Genomic DNA, 17,005 nt, shown 5'->3' with positions numbered 1-17,005 from the left:
TTAGTATTTCAAGATTGATATGAAGATTGACCCTGTAGAACTAACTAAGAAATTAATTTCTTTTAAAAGTATAACACCAAAAGACGATGGGGCAATAGAGCATATAGCAGCCATTCTCAAGAAAAGTGGTTTTGAATGTGAGATTTTAGAGTTTGGTGATAAAGTTAAAAATCTTTATGCGAAATATATAAATGGAGTACCAAACTTGTGTTTTGCTGGACATGTTGATGTTGTACCACCAGGTGAGTTAAAAGATTGGATATCTGATCCATTTAAGCCAGAAGTTAGAGATGGAATGCTATACGGAAGAGGAGCAGCTGATATGAAAGGCGGAGTAGCTGCATTTATTGCTGCTATCGTAGATTCAGTTGCAGGTAAGTTTCGATTCAGCGGTTCAATCAGTGCATTGATTACCAGCGCTGAAGAAAGCACGGAAGAACATGGAACAAAGGCCATTTTGGAATGGATGAAAAGCAAGCAAAAAAAGATAGATTTTTGTATAGTTGGAGAACCAACGAGTAGTGAGAAATTAGGTGATACCATAAAAATAGGTAGAAGAGGTTCTGCAACATTTAAATTGATTTGCCATGGTAAACAAGGGCACGTTGCCTACCCAGATCTAGCAGATAATCCAATATATAAAATGGTATCGATACTAAGTAAGATAAAAGATACCACTTTTGATACTGGTAATAAATACTTTCAGCCTTCACATTGCGAAATTACTACTATCGACGTTGGAAATAATACTAATAATCTAATACCTAGTTCAATAGCAGCAGGTTTTAATGTTCGATATAACAATACACAAACACCAGACGTTTTATATAAGATGATTGATGCAATATGCACCAATGTGACTAACGATTATAAACTGTCTATGCAGAGCAGCAGGGACGTTTTTCTCTCTATTCCTGATAGAAATACTGATATTATGCTTGATGCGATAAATAAAATTACCGGTATTGATGCTGTGCTGAGTACAAATGGTGGCACATCTGATGCTGCGTTTATTAAGGATATTTGTCCAGTAATTGAATTTGGTATGATCAACAAAACCGCACATCAGGTAAATGAATGCGTATCAATAGACGATATACATAAATTAACAGCTATATATAAGGAGTTTATAAAAAATTATTTTTACCCCACTAATAAAATATTAAACCAAATCAATGTAATTGGTAATACGCCTGATGGTCCATTATTAGCTTGAGGTGCAGTTGCATAGAGAAGAAACTTACTAGACACATTTTACCAACCCCTTATTATAATATTAAGGGTATTTTTGACTCAAAACTTGTCTTTGATCTGTGCGAGCTTAATAACAAAAATTCAGTAGAAAGCTTATTGGCGAAAATTATCTGTTCAGCAGAGTGACAAAATAAGATAGACAAAAAGGGTGTAAGAACAAATAGTGTCATGCAACACTGGCTTTTGTACACAAAACGTTGTAAAGCGCTTTTGTCAACCTGGATCCCAGCTCGGATAACAAGAAAAGAAGCACTGGTTTCACATAGATCTGAACAGATATAATTTCTTAAACATTTATAGCTCACATAAAACCCGGTCTGACTGTCATAAAGGCTACTCATTGCAGCAGACAACTTTCGCACTACTTCAAATTCTAATTTTCAACTTAAAGAGGTACGTAATGTCAAATAACTTCAATTTCAAAGAATTTTTTCACCATCACGAAGCAAATAGCACTTTAGATGATATACAAAGGTACTGCATACTGTGGCAATCAGTGATATCACAGGCAATGATTGATGCAGCAAGTAACTGTAAAAAAACAGAAAGCTTGGTAGAGAAACGTAAAGCAATTTCCTGGCTATCAGACTTCAGTCAAGATTTTGTTGAAACATGTATACTGGCTGATTGCGATCCGTTATACGTAAAAAACAAAATACAGCCAATTCTAAAAAAGATAAAGCCCTTTTAATGAGGTTTACCCCTCTCACCAAGAAAAATATCATTTAATCTTTTTTCTATAGCTTCATCTATATCTTGGATTAATAGCTGCTTTATCATATTCACTTTCCGTTCTGCCTCTTGAAGATTATTGTTACCGTAACTGTTCTTATTACTATAACCATAACTACTGCCATTTGGTTTATTACTCATTTTTCTTCTTGTGCTGAGTATCTGAACTATCTTCTCCTTGAAAAAAGACTTCCAGCCTGTGCCAGAAAATAATTTGTAGAGAAAATGCGGAGTAAGAAACGCTACTAATATTCTAATAGAAACTCCATAACCCAAATCATCTCTATTTTCATAATACCATTTTAAATATTGATACAAATGGTAAAATGCATTTTTGAAAGAGCTAAACTCTACAGCATACCAAAAGCCACTGGTGAGAAACATGAGCATAATGCTCGATGTATAAAGATACAAAGTGAAAAGAAATAGCTTGACAACTATATCTTTCAAACTGCCCAGTATGTAATTAAATAACCTTAATTTATAAAAAAGTGATATCATTTCACGCACACTTCAATAAAGCTGGGGTGGAAGGATTCGAACCTTCGCGTGGCGGTATCAAAAACCGCTGCCTTACCACTTGGCTACACCCCAATATTGTTTATATCAATAACATTATTAACCCAATTAGTAAAAGATTTATTCGCTTTTCCTATGGGTATTATCACAACGGCTGGTTGATCATAAGAATGCATTGACTCGATTTTTTCTACAATCTTATCAGCCTGATCATTCCTACTTTTCATAATTGCCACTACTTCACAATTACTATTAGTTTTACCTTCCCATAAATACAGAGAGTTTACTTCAGGAAATATATTTACACACACAATTAACTTCTCGTTTAACAATTCTTCAGAAATAGCCTGAGCCTCTTTCAAGTTTGAAAAAGTTATATAGACTAAAACTAAATTGCTCATTAATCGCTACATAAATGCATTTTTACTATACTCTACTTAGATTTATTCATCAAGAGAAAATAGGAGAGACCTCTTCAGTGCTTGACACACAGAAATTGAAGATGTCATTTAGTAGCTCTCCCCTGTTATTTAAGTAGCTAACACTGAGATCCATAAATTTAACTGGATGCCAGTTTCTGGGCACTGACCATCATAAAGGAGCCAGTGTCATGCACTGATAGTTGTCTTTTCTCGCCTACCTTATTTTACTACTCTGCTGAACGGACACAATTGCATATAGTATAGTCTTTAGTTTTAGTGAGAATAGTTTTATTCCACTGATCAAGGAGTGCTAAATTGAAATACGTATCACCTTTATAAGTTTTATGCATTTCAGTCATAATAAATTCTGAGATTAGGTTATGCTCTAAAAAAAGGTGTACTATTTGTGCCCCACCAATCACAAAGACTTGAGAACTACTTTGAATTGACAGAAATTCTTGCATGGAAGAGACAACAGTACATTTTGGGCCTCTATTAAAACACTTGTTACGGGAGAAAACAATAGTTGTACGATTCTTTAGTATGCTTTGAGGCACAGTTTCAAATGTCTTTCTTCCCATCACAATAACTTGCTTGTCGGTTACTTGACAAAAATGTTTAAACTCACTTGGATAACGCCAGGGCAAATCATTATTTATTCCAATTACCCCATTAGGGTCAACAGCCATAATTCCAATAATCTTCATCCCTTTAAGACAGCTTGGGCTACAAAAAATCTCATGTGGTCACGTACATTATGTACTCTAAGGAAATCAACCTTATTTTGCAGTATAGCAGATGTAGCAATTGTTTCTAAATCTCTATTAGAGGGAGATTCTATGGAAAAAGAGGAAATAAATGACTTTCTGGAATGACCAACTAAAACCTTGCAGCCAAAATTTTGTAAAGTTTCTATACTGCGTAAAATCTGAATATTCTGATACATAGATTTGCCAAAACCAATACCAGGATCAATAATTATTGAATTTTCATCAAAACCAAGGTCAAGTAACCTATTAATGCTCTCCTCTGCCCAATTATTTATGATATCAATTGGGTCAATATCATGTGGAATAATATTGTCCTTATGTGGTGGTATCGAAAGTGAATGCATAATAACGACATTACACCCACTACTAGCAACTTCTTTTAAGGTATTACTACTCAGATCTCCCTTCTGATCATTTACCCAGGCAATATTGTAGTGCTTCAAAACGTTTAAAATAACGTCTGGCCAAAAACTATCAATGCTGACTTCAATATCACCATTTTTCATATAGTCGCTAAGATTATCAAGTACTGGTTTTAGACGTTCATACTCTTCCTCTGGCGTCTTTATTGAAGCTCCAGGCCTTGTTGATTGAGCTCCAAGATCAACTATGCTTGCACCATCTGATACCAGCTGCAATGCCTGCTTGGTTGCTCGATTCGCATCATAATAAAGACCACCATCTGAAAATGAATCAGGGGTAATGTTGACGATACCCATAAGCTTTGGTGAAAGCGTAAAACTCTTTGAAAAACAGTCTTGAACATTGAAAGCAAAGGTTTTGTTAACCATTGCCATCAAGTGGAGCAAAAATGGTCTATTTACTAATTCTGGGTGAGGAATTTTAAGGTCAGGTATATCAAGCGTTAGATCATCCCATAACAAAACATCTAAATCAATAACACGAGGTGCCCATTTTTCGTAGACTTGTAGACGACCAATATCACATTCGATTTGTTTTAAGCCTTTTAGTAGCTCCTCAGGAGAAGAAGAACAACTTCCATAGACAATCATGTTGAGAAATGGCTTGTTCCAATCAGGTGGAGCACCATTTGGTAAAATAGCCTTAGTTTCTAGAATGATTGAAGACTTTAAGTCTTTTAAATAGCGCTTCTTTAGTAACTCAGTAGCCTTTTGTAAATGGGAAAGGCGATTCCCTATATTTGAACCAATAGAAATATAGATCATTCTTGCAATTCATTACAGTAAGTAAAAAAAACGCCCCCATGCACACCAGGAACTGGTGGTGTAGTTTTATGAGTAGTCACCTTGACAGAAGAAATAATATGCTTCTTTCGCAGCAAAAGGTTATTAATGGCTCTGTATATCTCATGAGTTAAATGTTCGATTAAATTAAATTGCTTGCCCTGAACAAGAGATTGAATATTCTGCACTACCTCCAAATAGCAGATAGTATCTTTAAGTTGATCAGTTGTAAGTCCTAAAGGAGGAGATTTAAAAGTGACATCAACGTCAATACTCACCAATTGGGGAGAAAACTTCTCTTCTGCACTACATCCTAAATGAACCCAAAGCCGCAGATCAGATATAAGAAGATTACATGCTACCACTGAATTTAGTATCTACTTATAATTAATGGCAAACGTTAACATTCAGCATGCCGTCAAGAAAACCCCATAAGAGTTTTGCTCCTTTTTTAGCGCCTTGTATGACTTTCTCTTGCTCTTCTTCGCTTAAATCTGCAATAAGGTTTGCACATTCCTCAGAATGCCACTCATCAGCTTCCATATGAACGGTAAAAAATTTGAGAGAACGCTCATCATTTATTGAATAGTGTTTTTTCAGACCTTCAATTTTAGACTTAGAAACCTCTGGAGTTTGACGTTCATAAGCGTACAGAGCTCCAAGACCTGCTGCAAAATCTGATTTTACAATGTCAAAATAACCATCAACTAATTCTCGTGTCTCCTTAATTTGTGCATTTTCACAAAGTTCTGAACGTGCTACTCCCAGTCCTTCAGCAAAACGCTGCCATAATTCTGGGTGATTCTCATCACCTTGTTCTTCCTCTATTAAATTACCAAGTAAAACTTGCCGCATTTTCAAATTCGGACACAAGGAATGTATACCGCTGATATAACGAGGAAAAGCAGCAACATGGTGATAATATTCCTTAGCATAGGTTTGAAGAGCCTTCAGGCTTAAGCTACCTTCATTCCATGACTCGTAAAATGGGTGTTTTAATAAGTGTAAACTATCTAATTGATTATTAAGTGATTGAACAAATGTCATAAATAAACACTAAATTATTTTAGGCTACGTTTAGGTTTATCAAATGTCAAGAGACATTTCTCATTACTACCTTAATTCCAATAAATACAAAGATAGATGCGTTATTGGTTAATTTTTTAGTAAAAATTGATTTTTTCTAAAATTTCATGTATTATTAAATCAATATAGTGAAAAACGCAAAATGAAAGTAACAGAAGAAAATACAATAAAAATTAGGGAAGAGTTCGTAGAAGTTCAAAATGGAATGCGAATTCAAAAGATAGTGATGTCAAACTCGAAGAGCAGTGCAGATAGCAGAAAGAAAAAGCATATAGTTTACTTTCCAGGACTTACATATACTTTTGAAAAAGAGCCAGATGAAGACAAAAGTGAATGGAATTGGGCAGCTGAAGCAGGTATGGATGTTCACCTTATTAATTTTCCTGGTTCTGGAAAAAGCAAAGGTCATTCTTTAAACGGTCAAAATCGAGTAAATGCAGGAATTGCAGTCATTTCAGATCTTCTAAAGCAAGGCATTTACCCAGATAATATAGTATTATATGGAAGCTGCGCTGGAGGACCAATAGCTGCAGAGGTTTATAAAAAGTTTAAAAAAGATGACAATGTTCATTTAAGATGCATTATCAATAAATCCTTTAGCTCATTCAAAAAACTTGTAGTGAAATTACTACACATATCAAAACCTAAATGGCTATTTCCTCCTATAATAAAATTCATACTCAAATGCTTTGGTTGGCACTTTAAGCCACATACAATAGTAAACGATATTACTCCATACACAATTTGTTTTAATCTAGAGAACGATGGCTTTATTAGTAAGCAGGCAAATATAGGTACTAAAATTTCTGATATAGAAAAAAGTCATAGGAAAAAAAACTATCAAAAAAAAGAAACTTTTGAAGGTTTTGAGCAATACAAAGAGTTTTTCATGGAGCATACCGATTTAGCTAAAATAAAAAACCTTGAATCTGAAGTTGGAATAATGAGAAAATGCTGGAATAAGTTTCTATCGTTACTACCTATTAAGGCAGATGATATTCACTTTTCTCCGATTACAGAATTGTGCTCATCAAGTGAACACAAATACACTCTTCCTGAGCTAATTTCACTCTTTTTAGAATTCACAGATGATTATTTCAAAAAGAAGGGCTCGCTCAATCAAGAGATAAAAACAAAAGTGATATGTGAAAAGAATAGTGAAAAAGAAATAGAGGAAAAGAAACAGTATTTTACCAATTTAAAGAATTATTCAATAAGTCAGAGTATATCTAAAAAGCTAACATCTCTTCAAATATTGAAATAAGTGTTTCTTTTGTGATTAAAAAAACATTGCATCTTGATTGTGTATTTCATTTGCTATAAGCAATAATTTTTCGCTTTCATCATAGAGATTGTTTTCACTAGCTAATAATTTCTCACTAATTTGTGGATAAAGTTTAGAAACGTACTTCTCATAGCATTTATCTAGGCATTCTTGGTCTGTACGTTTTGTTTTGTAGGAATGGCATTTCTCCTTACATTGATTATATCTAAATTCAATCCCTTTCTCTTTGTTTGATGCTTGTTGTTCCATAATATTCTTCAATTTAAATAATGTTAATATTAGCATACAAATATGAACATTATGCTAATATCATTACTTTTTAGGTATGCATAGCAAATTTATGCCTGGAAATAGTTTTTGGTTATTTCCTACACTTTCTTTATAAAAACCATAGGCACCCATTGATTTTTATTAGCTAAAGTAAAGGTCAAGTATCTGGAATTCTGGACATAAAATCCTCCTGTATAAAAAGATTTGGTAGCGCACATACGACAGAAATTAAGTATGTGTGTGCACCTACATACACTGAAAAAGATACGCTACGTTTTTTATTGAAAAGTTAATTGAAAGTCTGCAGACAAATTTGAGCTCTTAAAATATCTTTAATCGCAATTATAATTAGATTCAAAATACGCGGAAGTAATTTTTTTTGACAATAGATTTCTTTCATAACCAGGCGTCATCCCAGCTGAGATCCAATAAGAAAACCGCGCTGGAATTTTTGAATTCCAGTTATGCAAGGAATCTAATATCATGGATTTTTCAAACACTAACAACCAAGTACTTTAATAAGGCAAAAAGCTTATCCAAGAAAGTAGACCTTGCAATTGTATCGATAGTGGTGGGATTGGTAGGACTCGAACCTACGACCAATTCGTTATGAGCGAACTGCTCTAACCGACTGAGCTACAATCCCTTTTATTAACACTTATAATACACGCAAAAGGAAATTTGTCTACTCGCTTATTTCACTATCAACCCAACTGTGTAAATCATTTATTGCGCCAATTTTGCGTGCAATTTCCTTACCATCTTGAAATATGATTAAAGTAGGTATAGATTGAACTCCATACTTACTTGGCACCTCAGTTTCTCCATCTATGTCGAACTTGCAGATCTTGATCTTGTCTTTTCTATCCTTGGCTAACTGCTCGATACGTGGCATCAGAGTTTTGCATGGCCCGCACCATTCTGCCCAAAAATCTACCAGCACAAATCCTTTGTGGTTAGCAACTTCAGATTCGAAATTTTGATCATTTACCGCTTTAATATCATCACTCATAAAATACCTAAATTTTTATAAAATATAGCGTACCAATTAGTAGCTAATCAACTAAATTCTTGCAAACTCAAGGTGTTTTGCATAAAACCTGATGGTTAAAAATATCTACATTTCCCCAACCCATTGAATCTAGCTCAATACGAGTAGGAAGAAATTCAAAGCACTTTTCGGCTAATTCTTTTCTATTTTCACGTTCCAGCATTAAATCTAGCTTTTCCTTTATTCTATGGAGATATAAAACATCAGATGCAGCATAACTTTTTTGCTTGTCTGTTAAATTTTCATTTCCCCAATCAGAAGATTGTTGTTGCTTATTTAATTTTATATCAAGTAGTTCTAAGCACAACTCTTTTAAGCTATGACTATCTGTATAAGTGCGAACTAAACGTGAGGCTATTTTCGTGCAATAGCAAGGCAGTGCCCAGGTTTTTAAATAATAATGTATTATACTTACATCAAACCGCGCAAAGTGAAATATTTTGGTTATATTTTTATCCTCTAATATTTTTCTCAAATTTGGAGCTGTATAATCGTTTTTAAATTGAATCAAATGAGCGTTGCCATCATCAAAAGAGAGCTGCACAAGGCATAATCTGTCTCTACCATGAAGTAGCCCCATTGCCTCTGTATCAACAGCTATAGATTTTATATCATTCGGTATTGCACTGGCTGGCAGGTCGTCTTTATATATAAATATTCTCATAAATTTAATATGTTTTATGACACATACAATAATCAAAAATGAGTTTTAAGTATACGAAAAGATCATAGAAAATTGGCTCTCATGATTTTCATGTATGTAGGGTTTACAAATTATGATATGCATCTATAATAAGAATAAGTAAATTTTCATTGCGGGAGTGGCTCAGTTGGTAGAGCGCAACCTTGCCAAGGTTGAGGTCGAGGGTTCGAACCCCTTCTCCCGCTCTTCTTTTAACATAAAAAAAATTGCTTCACTTATTCAACTAGTTCAGCTATGCTTAAAGTAGCTAAAAGCTTTTTAGAAAATTATTATTTAGGAGGGTTATATGGACGACGATACTAAAACAATGTTATTTCTCTCAGGTATAGCTACAACAATAGGAGCACTTACAGGCTTAGGGCTCAGTTTTACAACTCTATCACCTTTGGTAATGGGTGGAATTATTAGTTCTATCACTCCAGCATTGCTTACAGCTCTGTTTGCGGGGGTACTACTATACAAATTTTGCAAAAAAGATCATATTCAAAAGGATGAAAAATATGAGCCTATCTATTCTGGTATTTTCGCACTTGCAAGTGCTGCAATTGGAGTTGGTCTTGCTGCAGCTGCAACTGCTGTTTTCCCTGGTGCAATGCTTGGAATGGGATCGGCAGCTTTAGCAGGTGCGGTGATAGCACCCATAGCAGTAATCGCAGGGTTATTTGTAACAGTTTGTGTTATTGAACCAATAGCTGAAAAAGTGAATGATTATATTATATCACCTATAGTTGAGCGTTTTTCTTCAAAAGAGGAAGAGTACAATCTACCTGCAAAATAATCAATTGACGTTAGCATTTAGTTTTCTTTATAATTTCCTTTGTGAAAGAAGAAAAATGCTTATTTGTAACGATAGCTGGTTTGCCAAATGCTGGAAAGTCAACGCTAATTAACAGCATCGTAGGCAAGAAAATTGCAATTGTCACCCCTAAAGTGCAGACAACAAGGACGCAGGTAAGGGGTGTTGCTATATGCAACAATGCGCAAATTGTTTTTACTGACTCTCCGGGAGTGTTTTCAGCAGAAACAAATCTTGAAAAAGCTTTAGTCAAATCTGCATGGGGAGCAGTTAAGGATAGTGACATTACTTTATTGCTTGTTGATGTAAACAATTACCTAAAAAATATAGAAAGAATAAAAACGATATTTGCACGACTGGAGCGCACAAAAGGCAGATGCATTTTGGTTATCAATAAAACTGATTTAGTAAAGAAATCAGGGCTCAAGATGGCACATGAGCACCTAAATTTGCTTTATAAGTTTGAAAAAATTTTTACGATCTCGGCACTGAAGAATGATGGACTTTCTGATCTAACTAGTTACTTGTCTGAAATTGCACCGATAGGCCCTTGGTTTTATGAAAAAGATCAAATAACTGATTCCTCAGCTGATTTTTTATCAGCGGAAATTACGAGAGAAAAGTTATTCTTGAACCTACGTGAAGAATTGCCATACTCTACAGCTGTTATAACTGAACAATTTGAGGAAAAAAAAGATAAGAGTTTAGTCATAAAACAGATCATATTTGTATTGAAAGATAATCATAAGAAAATAGTGCTAGGAAAAGACGGCAGTAGCATAAAAAAAATTAATATCGAGGCGCGTACAGAATTGGAAAAGTTATTTGAGTGTAAAGTTCATCTCTTTTTGTTCGTAAAAGTGCGACCTTGGACTGATCGCCCTGAGGAATATATAAGTAATGCTTAATTCTTTGTTAGTATTTGATATTGAAACTATACCAGATGTAAATTCCTGCAAGAATTTACTAAATATTAGTGATGATAGCAGTGTAGAAGAAAAGAGGAACGCATTAACAAAATATCATCTTGAAATAACAAACGGGCAAAACTCTTTTCTGCGTCAGCCCTTCCACCTTGTTGTAGTCATTAGTTTTTTACTTTGTAATATAACACGCCAGAGCGGTTATGAAATGTTCACACTACAAGAAATAAGATCTGGAGGCACAGTAAACTCCAATGAAAAAGAGCTAGTAAAGGGATTTTTTAACTACATATCAGAGAAAAAGCCAAGACTAGTTTCGTTCAATGGACGCACTTTTGATATACCGGTACTGAAGTACCGTTCTATGGTTCATGGCATTCAAGCAGAATATTTTCACAAAGCTGGCGATAAGTGGAATAGTTACAATCAGAGGTACAGTAGTGATTGGCATTGTGATTTGCTTGAATCTCTCTCTGATTTTGGAGCTTCTGCAAGAATGAAGATGAACGAAGTTTGCGCAGCATTTAATCTTCCCGGTAAGATTGGAGTTGATGGTTCACAAGTTATGGACTTATATGATAGTGGCAAAATACAAGAGATTCGCGATTATTGTGAAACAGATGTGATTAACACTTATTTGATTTATTTGAGGTTTATGCATCATCAAGGAAGAATTACTACAGAAAGCTATAATAAGAGCATAGAAGAACTGCTTTTAGAATGCGAAAAAAAAGAACACCTAAAGAAATTTAAAGAAGAATGGAAAATAACTAGTGGTGAAAACTTTTATATTTGAATTTAAATGAATAGATATTATGGAGCAGTTATTAACTGCTCCATAATAATAGTTATAAACTCCTTGCAGTAGACAAGGAATCCTCATATCCTATCTGCTTAACTTCTGCTTGTTCAAGCTGAGAAAAATTTTTATTTTTTACTTCTTCGAAAAAGTTTTGTCCACCAAGGATATAATTACCTAAATTAGCAGCATAATATTGAACGTTACCTAAAACTGCACAGTTAATTCGGCTTAATATTCTCGAAGGGTAGTAAAAGAGAGAAACGTTATTGTTTGATCGGAAGTCATTTTCATCCATTATTTTAATGGCTTCATGATAACCATCCATTTGATGAACAAAATATCCTTCAGGTACTGATATTCTCAATTGTGCACCTACATGAGCATAACCACAAATACCAGGTGATACCGCTGGTACTGGGTCTTGTCTATGTTGAGTTACTCTAATGGTTTTTTCTTGAAGAACATCATTATAAAATTCACTAGCAGTAAGATCAAAAACTCGTGGATCACCAAAAGTTGCAACATGGACATCTTCAGCTCCTTCTGTTTTGTTTAGGCATAAAGCAGCTATCTTGGCAATAGCTCCTCCCATACTGTGACCTGTGAGATTAATTTTAAAATCTTTGATTTTTGATCCTTGTTTTTCAGCATGAGATTTCAAAATGCCATAAAGATTAGGCCATGAATCCGTAAATGAATTATAAAATCCTCTATGCATTCTTCCACCTTCAGGTAAAAATTCTGAAGTAGTAAAAAGTACATTTATATCAGTAAGTCCATCATTTGCACCATGGCTCAGACGAGTACCGTGGTAAGCTATTGTTATTTCTTTACCTTTTATAAAAACGTGACCAGCATCTTTTTCAAAGCTATTACCAAATGGAATAATTTCATAACCTTCGCTGATGAGTTCAGCTCTAGTTTTATACATTTTTTCAGTAGATGGAACAATTTCAAAATCTTCTACAATTTCAAATTCAGTTTTGTATACTCTTTGAGCTAGGTTGTTACATCTTTTTTTACTTAATTTACCATCATCATCGCCATAGCTTATCTTGCAGAAATTACCCATTTCTAATAATTTCTCTCGATCAAATCCTGCAATTTTTACAATACTTTCATCTATTTTATAGTCAGAAGGTAAAGAACATGGCTCATTTGGATCAGCACGATTTATAAATTCATAATCTTCAATAATCTCAAATTCATCGTCATATTCTTTCATTTCGTATTTGCCATCATCTACTGAAATAGAATATGGCTGTTCAGTATTACCTGGCTCTGAGCCTGTAGCAGCACCTGTAGTGCTAAACCAATTGCGTACAAAACTAAAATCCATAAGTACCCCAATCTGTCAAAAATAAAACAATAATCTACCAACTATAATACAAATTAATATTATTGTCAACAATTTATATTAATAATTTAATCTTTTTATGCTTTTACTTTGAGTAAATTTTACTTCCATAGAATAAGTATAGAGTTATAATACACTAACAAGCAAACCTCTGTACTAAATTTTGGTTAATATACACGTTGAGCGTATTAAGAAAGTTGCTTTTAAAGTATTGCATTTTACTTTTATTTTCGCTATAAGGTTGCTTTAAGTTGGATTTTCAACACCTTTATACTATTTATGTTATGATTTTAAAATTTTTTGGGGGCACTTCATGAAAAAATCTATTTATACTAGAACTGCTCTAGCTTCTCTATTGACTTTATGTTCTTTCAGTGGCTTTGCTGCTGACTTTTCTGACGAGAGTATGAAGGAAGTAAAAAAGCAAGAGAGTAACGAGTCAATCAAAACTTCTGGAAAGATGGAAGTGATGAAGACGTCAAATAAGAAACTAAAAGAAAAAATGGACAGGATATGTAATGCTGATCCAAGAAAAAAAGCTGAGGAGCTTAAGAAAAAAGAAGAACTAAGATTAGCAGCTGAGCAGAAGAAAAAAGAGGAGTTAAAATTAGCAGCTGAACAAAAGAAGAAAAAAGAAGAGTTAAAATTAGTAGCAAAACAAAAGAAAAAAGATGAAATTAGGCTAGCAAAAGAGAAAAAAGCAAAGCTTATAGAGGATTCAAAGGCGAAAGCTCTAAGCACTAAAAATTCTAATGTAGAAAAGTCAAAAATTAAGGGTTCTAAAACTAAGAATGCTAAAATTGAAGCTAAAGATATAAAAAAGGATGTAAAAGTTGTTAACAGCAATACAGAGGAAAAAGGTAAGGCAAGTCCTGTTGTTTCAGTTGGTGGTATTGATATTATCAATACCAATCAAGGGGATGGTTTAAGAATAACTTTCGGTGGCGTTGTTGATTCTCAAGGTTATGGTAACCATGGGCTAAGTGGCTATAACCATTATAATGTTATGCCAGGTAAATCTACAGATTATTTTAACAATACTCCAGATAGTATAAAAGGAGCAAATCCAATATTTCCTAAAGGGATAGGGAATATTGGTGATTACAGTGAAAACATGGGCATGATTTCAGATGCAATATTGCACTTAAGAGCTGAAAATAAAAATGAGGATATTGGTCTTCGTTATGGTGCCGATGTACAATTCCATGTTCCAGTTACTGAAGGTAAAGGAGCTTCACAAGGCGTGAATGCTGCAAGAGGTAGAAGTGCACATGTGTTTTTGAATTCAAAATATGGTGATCTGAAACTTGGCTATCAGTTTGGTCCTGAGTCTCTGATGAGACTTGATGCAACAAGAATTGCAACTGTTGATGGAGCTGCAGATAGTGACTGGTTCAGAAAAGTAAACTTAGAAGGAAGTGCTGCAAACTTCCCATTTTACGTAACACCACGTCTTTACACTGAAAGCTTCTCGAGCGAGAGCGAAAAACTCTCCTTCCGTATGGCAGGAAAATACAACAAAGAGGTTATGACCACATTGCCATTTAGAGCTGCTTACTACTCACCAAATTATATGGGTGCAAGATTTGGTATTAGCTACTCACCTCGCTACGATAGTGGTTTATCCGTTGTAAAAGAAATAGTTCCAGATTTACTCAAAGATTCAAGTAATAAGGTAACAGAGGTAAAGAATGAGGAAATGTTAAGACATGTTGGGCCAGATTACCAGCATATAGTAAGCGCTGGTGCATCATATGAATATGACTTTAGTAAACATAATGTAAAAGTTAAAACTTCCGTAGTTGGTGAATATGGGTTTTCAAAGCAACCGAGTAAAGATAAGCACCTTTATAATGAGTTCATAGAATACAATAATCTGGCAGGCATTAATTTGGGTGCAAGCGCTGATTATAAGATTGATGAAGATCAAAGTGTAAAATTCGCTGCTTCTTTTGCATATTTAGGCAAATCTGGTCAACCTAAGAGTATCAAGGAACTCGACCTTGCTTCAAAAGAATATAAAGAGACTACTGATATTGCTAGAAAAAATGGCTTAAAGCAATTTAATGATAACAATACCATGTATTGGACTGCAGGTGCTGGTTATCAATATGATAATATCTATACAAGCTTGACATACTTTGGCAGTACAATGAATGATAAAGATATGCTTCATGATATTGCACTTGGTGTTCAGTATGATCTATCTTCTTGCAATAAGAGCAAATTTGTTCCTTATGCAGCCTTACATTATTTTATGACTGATGAAAAAAGTGCGCTGAAAGATCAAAAAAATGCTGAGGTACCTTCTAATACAGGAATTCTTCTACTCACTGGTGTGAAGTTTTCTTTCTAGTTATTTAACAATACACACCACAGCTTGAATGTGGTGTGTGTTTTCACTATGCACTTTCAAAATGTTGAAAAAATTTCCAATATATGATATAATAGCTAAAACTAGGAAGTAATAATCTAATGAGTATAACAGTAAATCTTGATGGGGAATTTGAGAAGATAGTGCAGTCTCATTCCGTATTGCAAAATCGTTCTGTACCGCAACAAATCGAGCATTGGGCTAAGATTGGTCAGATTGTTGAAGATAACCCTGAGCTAAGCTATAATATTATCAAAGAAATCCTTTCAGGCATTGAGGATATCAAGTCAGGTAATGTTGAGGAGTATAAGTCCACAAAATTTTGAAGATTCTTCTCACCAACACTTTTAAGCGGTCAATGAAGAAGCTGCACAATAATCAACTACCCAAACTTGAAGAAGCCATCAAACAAATTCAAGGTAACCCATATATTGGAGAGCTAAAGTCAGGCGATCTTGCAGGTGTTCGCGTGTATAAATTCTCTATTTTTAATCAACTGACATTATTAGCCTATATTCACAACGAACAAAATAACATATTAACACTTCTTGCATTTGCTCCACACGAAAATTTTTATAGAGATTTGAAAAAACAAGTGTAGCTAAATGCAGGTATGCCATTATTTATAAGAGGCAACTATGCAAACCAAATTAAAAAACCATTTAGCTGGAGAATTACTTACCATCGCTACTTGCTGGAAATTAACACTTGTAGGTGGGAAAGTAATGGGATTTACCGACTATGACGAAGATTTAAATGTCAATAATATACTCTATAAATCTTCAAGTGGGTTTACAGCTAGTAGCATAATATTAAATAGCGATTTGAGAACTGATAATCTAGAAATTGAAGGAATATTAAATAGTGCCGATATTAAAGAAAAAGATGTTTTATCAGGAAGGTATGACTTTGCAAATATTGAAATATTTCTTGTGAATTATAAAGATTTGAGTCAGGGAATTATGAATTTGCATGCAGGAACTTTTGGTAAAGTAACATTAAATAGTGGGAGGTTTATCGCTGAAATTAGAGGTATTACGACAAAGCTTGAGAGAAGCATAACAGAGCTATATTCTCCTGTATGCAGGGCACAATTTTGCGATGATAGATGTAAAGCTGATGCTAAAAAGTTTAGTAGAATGAGCACAATTACTAAAGTGATAGATGAAAGAAGATTTGAAGACACTAATTTAATCGAAAGCGATGGATATTATAAGCACGGAGTGTTTAGTTCAGCAACATTTGAAGTTGTAGTTAAAGAATACAAAAATAAAGTAGTTACATTATTTGCTTCTCCTCCATATCAAATTTCTACCGGAGATAAATATTCGATACTTGCAGGTTGTGATAAAGCGTTTTTAACGTGCAAAAACAAGTTTAACAATACTGTGAATTTCCATGGCGAACCATATATACCAGTTGTTTAGCAGCATAATTTTTAATATTATGAATAAGT

20 protein-coding genes and 3 tRNA genes are annotated in these 17,005 nt (G+C 34.1%); 11 read left to right on the top strand and 12 right to left on the bottom strand.

Features of this window, described 5'->3' with window-relative positions:
* The first annotated feature begins 19 nt into the window (after positions 1–19).
* Positions 20–1,216 carry a succinyl-diaminopimelate desuccinylase gene (gene dapE / locus OPS21_RS01435; RefSeq protein ID WP_264719788.1) on the top strand — a complete coding sequence of 399 codons (1,197 nt, stop codon included), beginning with the start codon at positions 20–22 and terminating at the stop codon, positions 1,214–1,216.
* A gap of 438 nt (positions 1,217–1,654) precedes the next feature.
* A complete protein-coding gene (locus OPS21_RS01430; protein WP_007301973.1) occupies positions 1,655–1,945 on the top strand; it encodes a hypothetical protein in 291 nt (96 codons plus the stop codon).
* On the opposite strand, the gene OPS21_RS01425 is transcribed toward OPS21_RS01430, so the two are convergent.
* From OPS21_RS01425 to OPS21_RS01395, 7 genes are all read right to left on the bottom strand, one after another.
* Positions 1,942–2,487, bottom strand: coding sequence for a hypothetical protein (locus OPS21_RS01425; RefSeq protein ID WP_015587954.1), 546 nt, complete (start codon positions 2,485–2,487; stop codon positions 1,942–1,944). The two genes, OPS21_RS01430 and OPS21_RS01425, sit on opposite strands and share 4 nt — an antisense overlap.
* Positions 2,488–2,508: 21 nt before the next feature.
* Positions 2,509–2,580: transfer RNA gene (locus OPS21_RS01420), tRNA-Gln, on the bottom strand.
* Positions 2,571–2,906: a divalent-cation tolerance protein CutA gene (gene cutA / locus OPS21_RS01415; protein ID WP_006015205.1), complete on the bottom strand. Its 336-nt coding sequence runs from the start codon at positions 2,904–2,906 to the stop codon at positions 2,571–2,573. The genes OPS21_RS01420 and cutA overlap by 10 nt, the downstream gene beginning before the upstream one ends.
* A gap of 248 nt (positions 2,907–3,154) precedes the next feature.
* Entirely contained in the window at positions 3,155–3,634 is a 480-nt protein-coding gene (locus OPS21_RS01410; protein WP_264336259.1) for a dihydrofolate reductase, read from the bottom strand.
* Positions 3,631–4,884 (bottom strand): dihydropteroate synthase, encoded by a 1,254-nt coding sequence (gene folP / locus OPS21_RS01405; RefSeq protein WP_264336260.1) that lies wholly within the window; start codon positions 4,882–4,884, stop codon positions 3,631–3,633. Before folP ends, OPS21_RS01410 begins: the two co-directional genes overlap by 4 nt.
* Complete coding sequence (locus OPS21_RS01400) at positions 4,881–5,267, bottom strand: dihydroneopterin aldolase (RefSeq protein ID WP_264336261.1); 387 nt, start codon at positions 5,265–5,267, stop codon at positions 4,881–4,883. Before OPS21_RS01400 ends, folP begins: the two co-directional genes overlap by 4 nt.
* A 22-nt stretch (positions 5,268–5,289) precedes the next feature.
* The gene (locus OPS21_RS01395) at positions 5,290–5,949 is read right to left on the bottom strand and encodes a CADD family putative folate metabolism protein (protein WP_264336262.1); all 660 of its coding nucleotides are present in this window, start codon (positions 5,947–5,949) and stop codon (positions 5,290–5,292) included.
* A 181-nt stretch (positions 5,950–6,130) separates the two neighbouring features.
* Here OPS21_RS01395 and OPS21_RS01390 point away from each other — a divergent pair, with 181 nt between their 5' ends.
* Positions 6,131–7,252 (top strand): alpha/beta hydrolase family protein, encoded by a 1,122-nt coding sequence (locus tag OPS21_RS01390; RefSeq protein WP_264336263.1) that lies wholly within the window; start codon positions 6,131–6,133, stop codon positions 7,250–7,252.
* 15 nt (positions 7,253–7,267) lie between these two features.
* Here OPS21_RS01390 and OPS21_RS01385 read toward each other — a convergent pair whose 3' ends face one another.
* The 4 genes from OPS21_RS01385 to OPS21_RS01370 all read right to left on the bottom strand — a co-directional run bounded on the left by OPS21_RS01385 (position 7,268) and on the right by OPS21_RS01370 (position 9,258).
* Positions 7,268–7,522, bottom strand: a complete 255-nt coding sequence (locus tag OPS21_RS01385) for a hypothetical protein (protein ID WP_264336264.1) — start codon at positions 7,520–7,522, stop codon at positions 7,268–7,270.
* A gap of 590 nt (positions 7,523–8,112) precedes the next feature.
* A tRNA-Ile gene (locus tag OPS21_RS01380) sits at positions 8,113–8,189 on the bottom strand.
* A gap of 39 nt (positions 8,190–8,228) precedes the next feature.
* A complete protein-coding gene (trxA, locus tag OPS21_RS01375) occupies positions 8,229–8,555 on the bottom strand; it encodes a thioredoxin (RefSeq protein WP_264336265.1) in 327 nt (108 codons plus the stop codon).
* A 67-nt stretch (positions 8,556–8,622) separates the two neighbouring features.
* Positions 8,623–9,258, bottom strand: a complete 636-nt coding sequence (locus OPS21_RS01370; protein WP_264336266.1) for a ribonuclease D — start codon at positions 9,256–9,258, stop codon at positions 8,623–8,625.
* 151 nt (positions 9,259–9,409) lie between these two features.
* On the opposite strand from OPS21_RS01370, the gene OPS21_RS01365 reads away from it, so the two are divergent.
* The 4 genes from OPS21_RS01365 (at position 9,410) to OPS21_RS01350 (ending at position 11,812) form a co-directional block, all read left to right on the top strand.
* A tRNA-Gly gene (locus OPS21_RS01365) sits at positions 9,410–9,482 on the top strand.
* Positions 9,483–9,583: 101 nt separating this feature from the next.
* Positions 9,584–10,075, top strand: coding sequence for a hypothetical protein (locus OPS21_RS01360; protein WP_264336267.1), 492 nt, complete (start codon positions 9,584–9,586; stop codon positions 10,073–10,075).
* 41 nt (positions 10,076–10,116) lie between these two features.
* Positions 10,117–11,001 carry a GTPase Era gene (gene era / locus OPS21_RS01355; RefSeq protein ID WP_265027674.1) on the top strand — a complete coding sequence of 295 codons (885 nt, stop codon included), beginning with the start codon at positions 10,117–10,119 and terminating at the stop codon, positions 10,999–11,001.
* Positions 10,994–11,812, top strand: coding sequence for a 3'-5' exonuclease (locus OPS21_RS01350; protein WP_264336269.1), 819 nt, complete (start codon positions 10,994–10,996; stop codon positions 11,810–11,812). Before era ends, OPS21_RS01350 begins: the two co-directional genes overlap by 8 nt.
* A gap of 52 nt (positions 11,813–11,864) precedes the next feature.
* Here OPS21_RS01350 and OPS21_RS01345 read toward each other — a convergent pair whose 3' ends face one another.
* Positions 11,865–13,157, bottom strand: coding sequence for a lipase family protein (locus OPS21_RS01345; RefSeq protein WP_264336270.1), 1,293 nt, complete (start codon positions 13,155–13,157; stop codon positions 11,865–11,867).
* Between the two features lie 331 nt (positions 13,158–13,488).
* On the opposite strand from OPS21_RS01345, the gene OPS21_RS01340 reads away from it, so the two are divergent.
* From OPS21_RS01340 to OPS21_RS01325, 4 genes are all read left to right on the top strand, one after another.
* Positions 13,489–15,531 carry a WD0745 family porin gene (locus OPS21_RS01340; RefSeq protein ID WP_264336271.1) on the top strand — a complete coding sequence of 681 codons (2,043 nt, stop codon included), beginning with the start codon at positions 13,489–13,491 and terminating at the stop codon, positions 15,529–15,531.
* Between the two features lie 119 nt (positions 15,532–15,650).
* A complete protein-coding gene (locus tag OPS21_RS01335) occupies positions 15,651–15,875 on the top strand; it encodes a TA system antitoxin ParD family protein (RefSeq protein WP_127463811.1) in 225 nt (74 codons plus the stop codon).
* Positions 15,876–15,907: 32 nt separating this feature from the next.
* Complete coding sequence (locus tag OPS21_RS01330) at positions 15,908–16,150, top strand: type II toxin-antitoxin system RelE/ParE family toxin (protein ID WP_230608979.1); 243 nt, start codon at positions 15,908–15,910, stop codon at positions 16,148–16,150.
* Between the two features lie 37 nt (positions 16,151–16,187).
* A complete protein-coding gene (locus OPS21_RS01325) occupies positions 16,188–16,976 on the top strand; it encodes a DUF2163 domain-containing protein (protein ID WP_264336273.1) in 789 nt (262 codons plus the stop codon).
* Positions 16,977–17,005 lie beyond the last annotated feature (29 nt).

Source organism: Wolbachia endosymbiont (group B) of Chorthippus parallelus (assembly GCF_947251815.1).
Classification (GTDB): Bacteria; Pseudomonadota; Alphaproteobacteria; order Rickettsiales; family Anaplasmataceae; genus Wolbachia.
Note: the sequence above shows the minus strand (reverse complement) of the source record. Positions and strands in the feature narration are given on the sequence as shown.

Excerpts from the sequence above, each read along its gene's own strand:
- OPS21_RS01425 (WP_015587954.1), bottom strand. The coding sequence starts at position 2,487 with ATGATATCACTTTTTTATAAATTAAGGTTATTTAATTACATACTGGGC.
- OPS21_RS01350 (WP_264336269.1), top strand. The coding sequence starts at position 10,994 with ATGCTTAATTCTTTGTTAGTATTTGATATTGAAACTATACCAGATGTA.
- trxA (WP_264336265.1), bottom strand. The coding sequence starts at position 8,555 with ATGAGTGATGATATTAAAGCGGTAAATGATCAAAATTTCGAATCTGAA.
- cutA (WP_006015205.1), bottom strand. The coding sequence starts at position 2,906 with ATGAGCAATTTAGTTTTAGTCTATATAACTTTTTCAAACTTGAAAGAG.
- folP (WP_264336260.1), bottom strand. The coding sequence starts at position 4,884 with ATGATCTATATTTCTATTGGTTCAAATATAGGGAATCGCCTTTCCCAT.
- OPS21_RS01330 (WP_230608979.1), top strand. The coding sequence starts at position 15,908 with ATGAAGAAGCTGCACAATAATCAACTACCCAAACTTGAAGAAGCCATC.
- OPS21_RS01390 (WP_264336263.1), top strand. The coding sequence starts at position 6,131 with ATGAAAGTAACAGAAGAAAATACAATAAAAATTAGGGAAGAGTTCGTA.
- OPS21_RS01335 (WP_127463811.1), top strand. The coding sequence starts at position 15,651 with ATGAGTATAACAGTAAATCTTGATGGGGAATTTGAGAAGATAGTGCAG.
- OPS21_RS01325 (WP_264336273.1), top strand. The coding sequence starts at position 16,188 with ATGCAAACCAAATTAAAAAACCATTTAGCTGGAGAATTACTTACCATC.
- OPS21_RS01370 (WP_264336266.1), bottom strand. The coding sequence starts at position 9,258 with ATGAGAATATTTATATATAAAGACGACCTGCCAGCCAGTGCAATACCG.
- OPS21_RS01340 (WP_264336271.1), top strand. The coding sequence starts at position 13,489 with ATGAAAAAATCTATTTATACTAGAACTGCTCTAGCTTCTCTATTGACT.
- OPS21_RS01385 (WP_264336264.1), bottom strand. The coding sequence starts at position 7,522 with ATGGAACAACAAGCATCAAACAAAGAGAAAGGGATTGAATTTAGATAT.
- OPS21_RS01360 (WP_264336267.1), top strand. The coding sequence starts at position 9,584 with ATGGACGACGATACTAAAACAATGTTATTTCTCTCAGGTATAGCTACA.
- OPS21_RS01345 (WP_264336270.1), bottom strand. The coding sequence starts at position 13,157 with ATGGATTTTAGTTTTGTACGCAATTGGTTTAGCACTACAGGTGCTGCT.
- dapE (WP_264719788.1), top strand. The coding sequence starts at position 20 with ATGAAGATTGACCCTGTAGAACTAACTAAGAAATTAATTTCTTTTAAA.
- OPS21_RS01430 (WP_007301973.1), top strand. The coding sequence starts at position 1,655 with ATGTCAAATAACTTCAATTTCAAAGAATTTTTTCACCATCACGAAGCA.
- OPS21_RS01395 (WP_264336262.1), bottom strand. The coding sequence starts at position 5,949 with ATGACATTTGTTCAATCACTTAATAATCAATTAGATAGTTTACACTTA.
- OPS21_RS01410 (WP_264336259.1), bottom strand. The coding sequence starts at position 3,634 with ATGAAGATTATTGGAATTATGGCTGTTGACCCTAATGGGGTAATTGGA.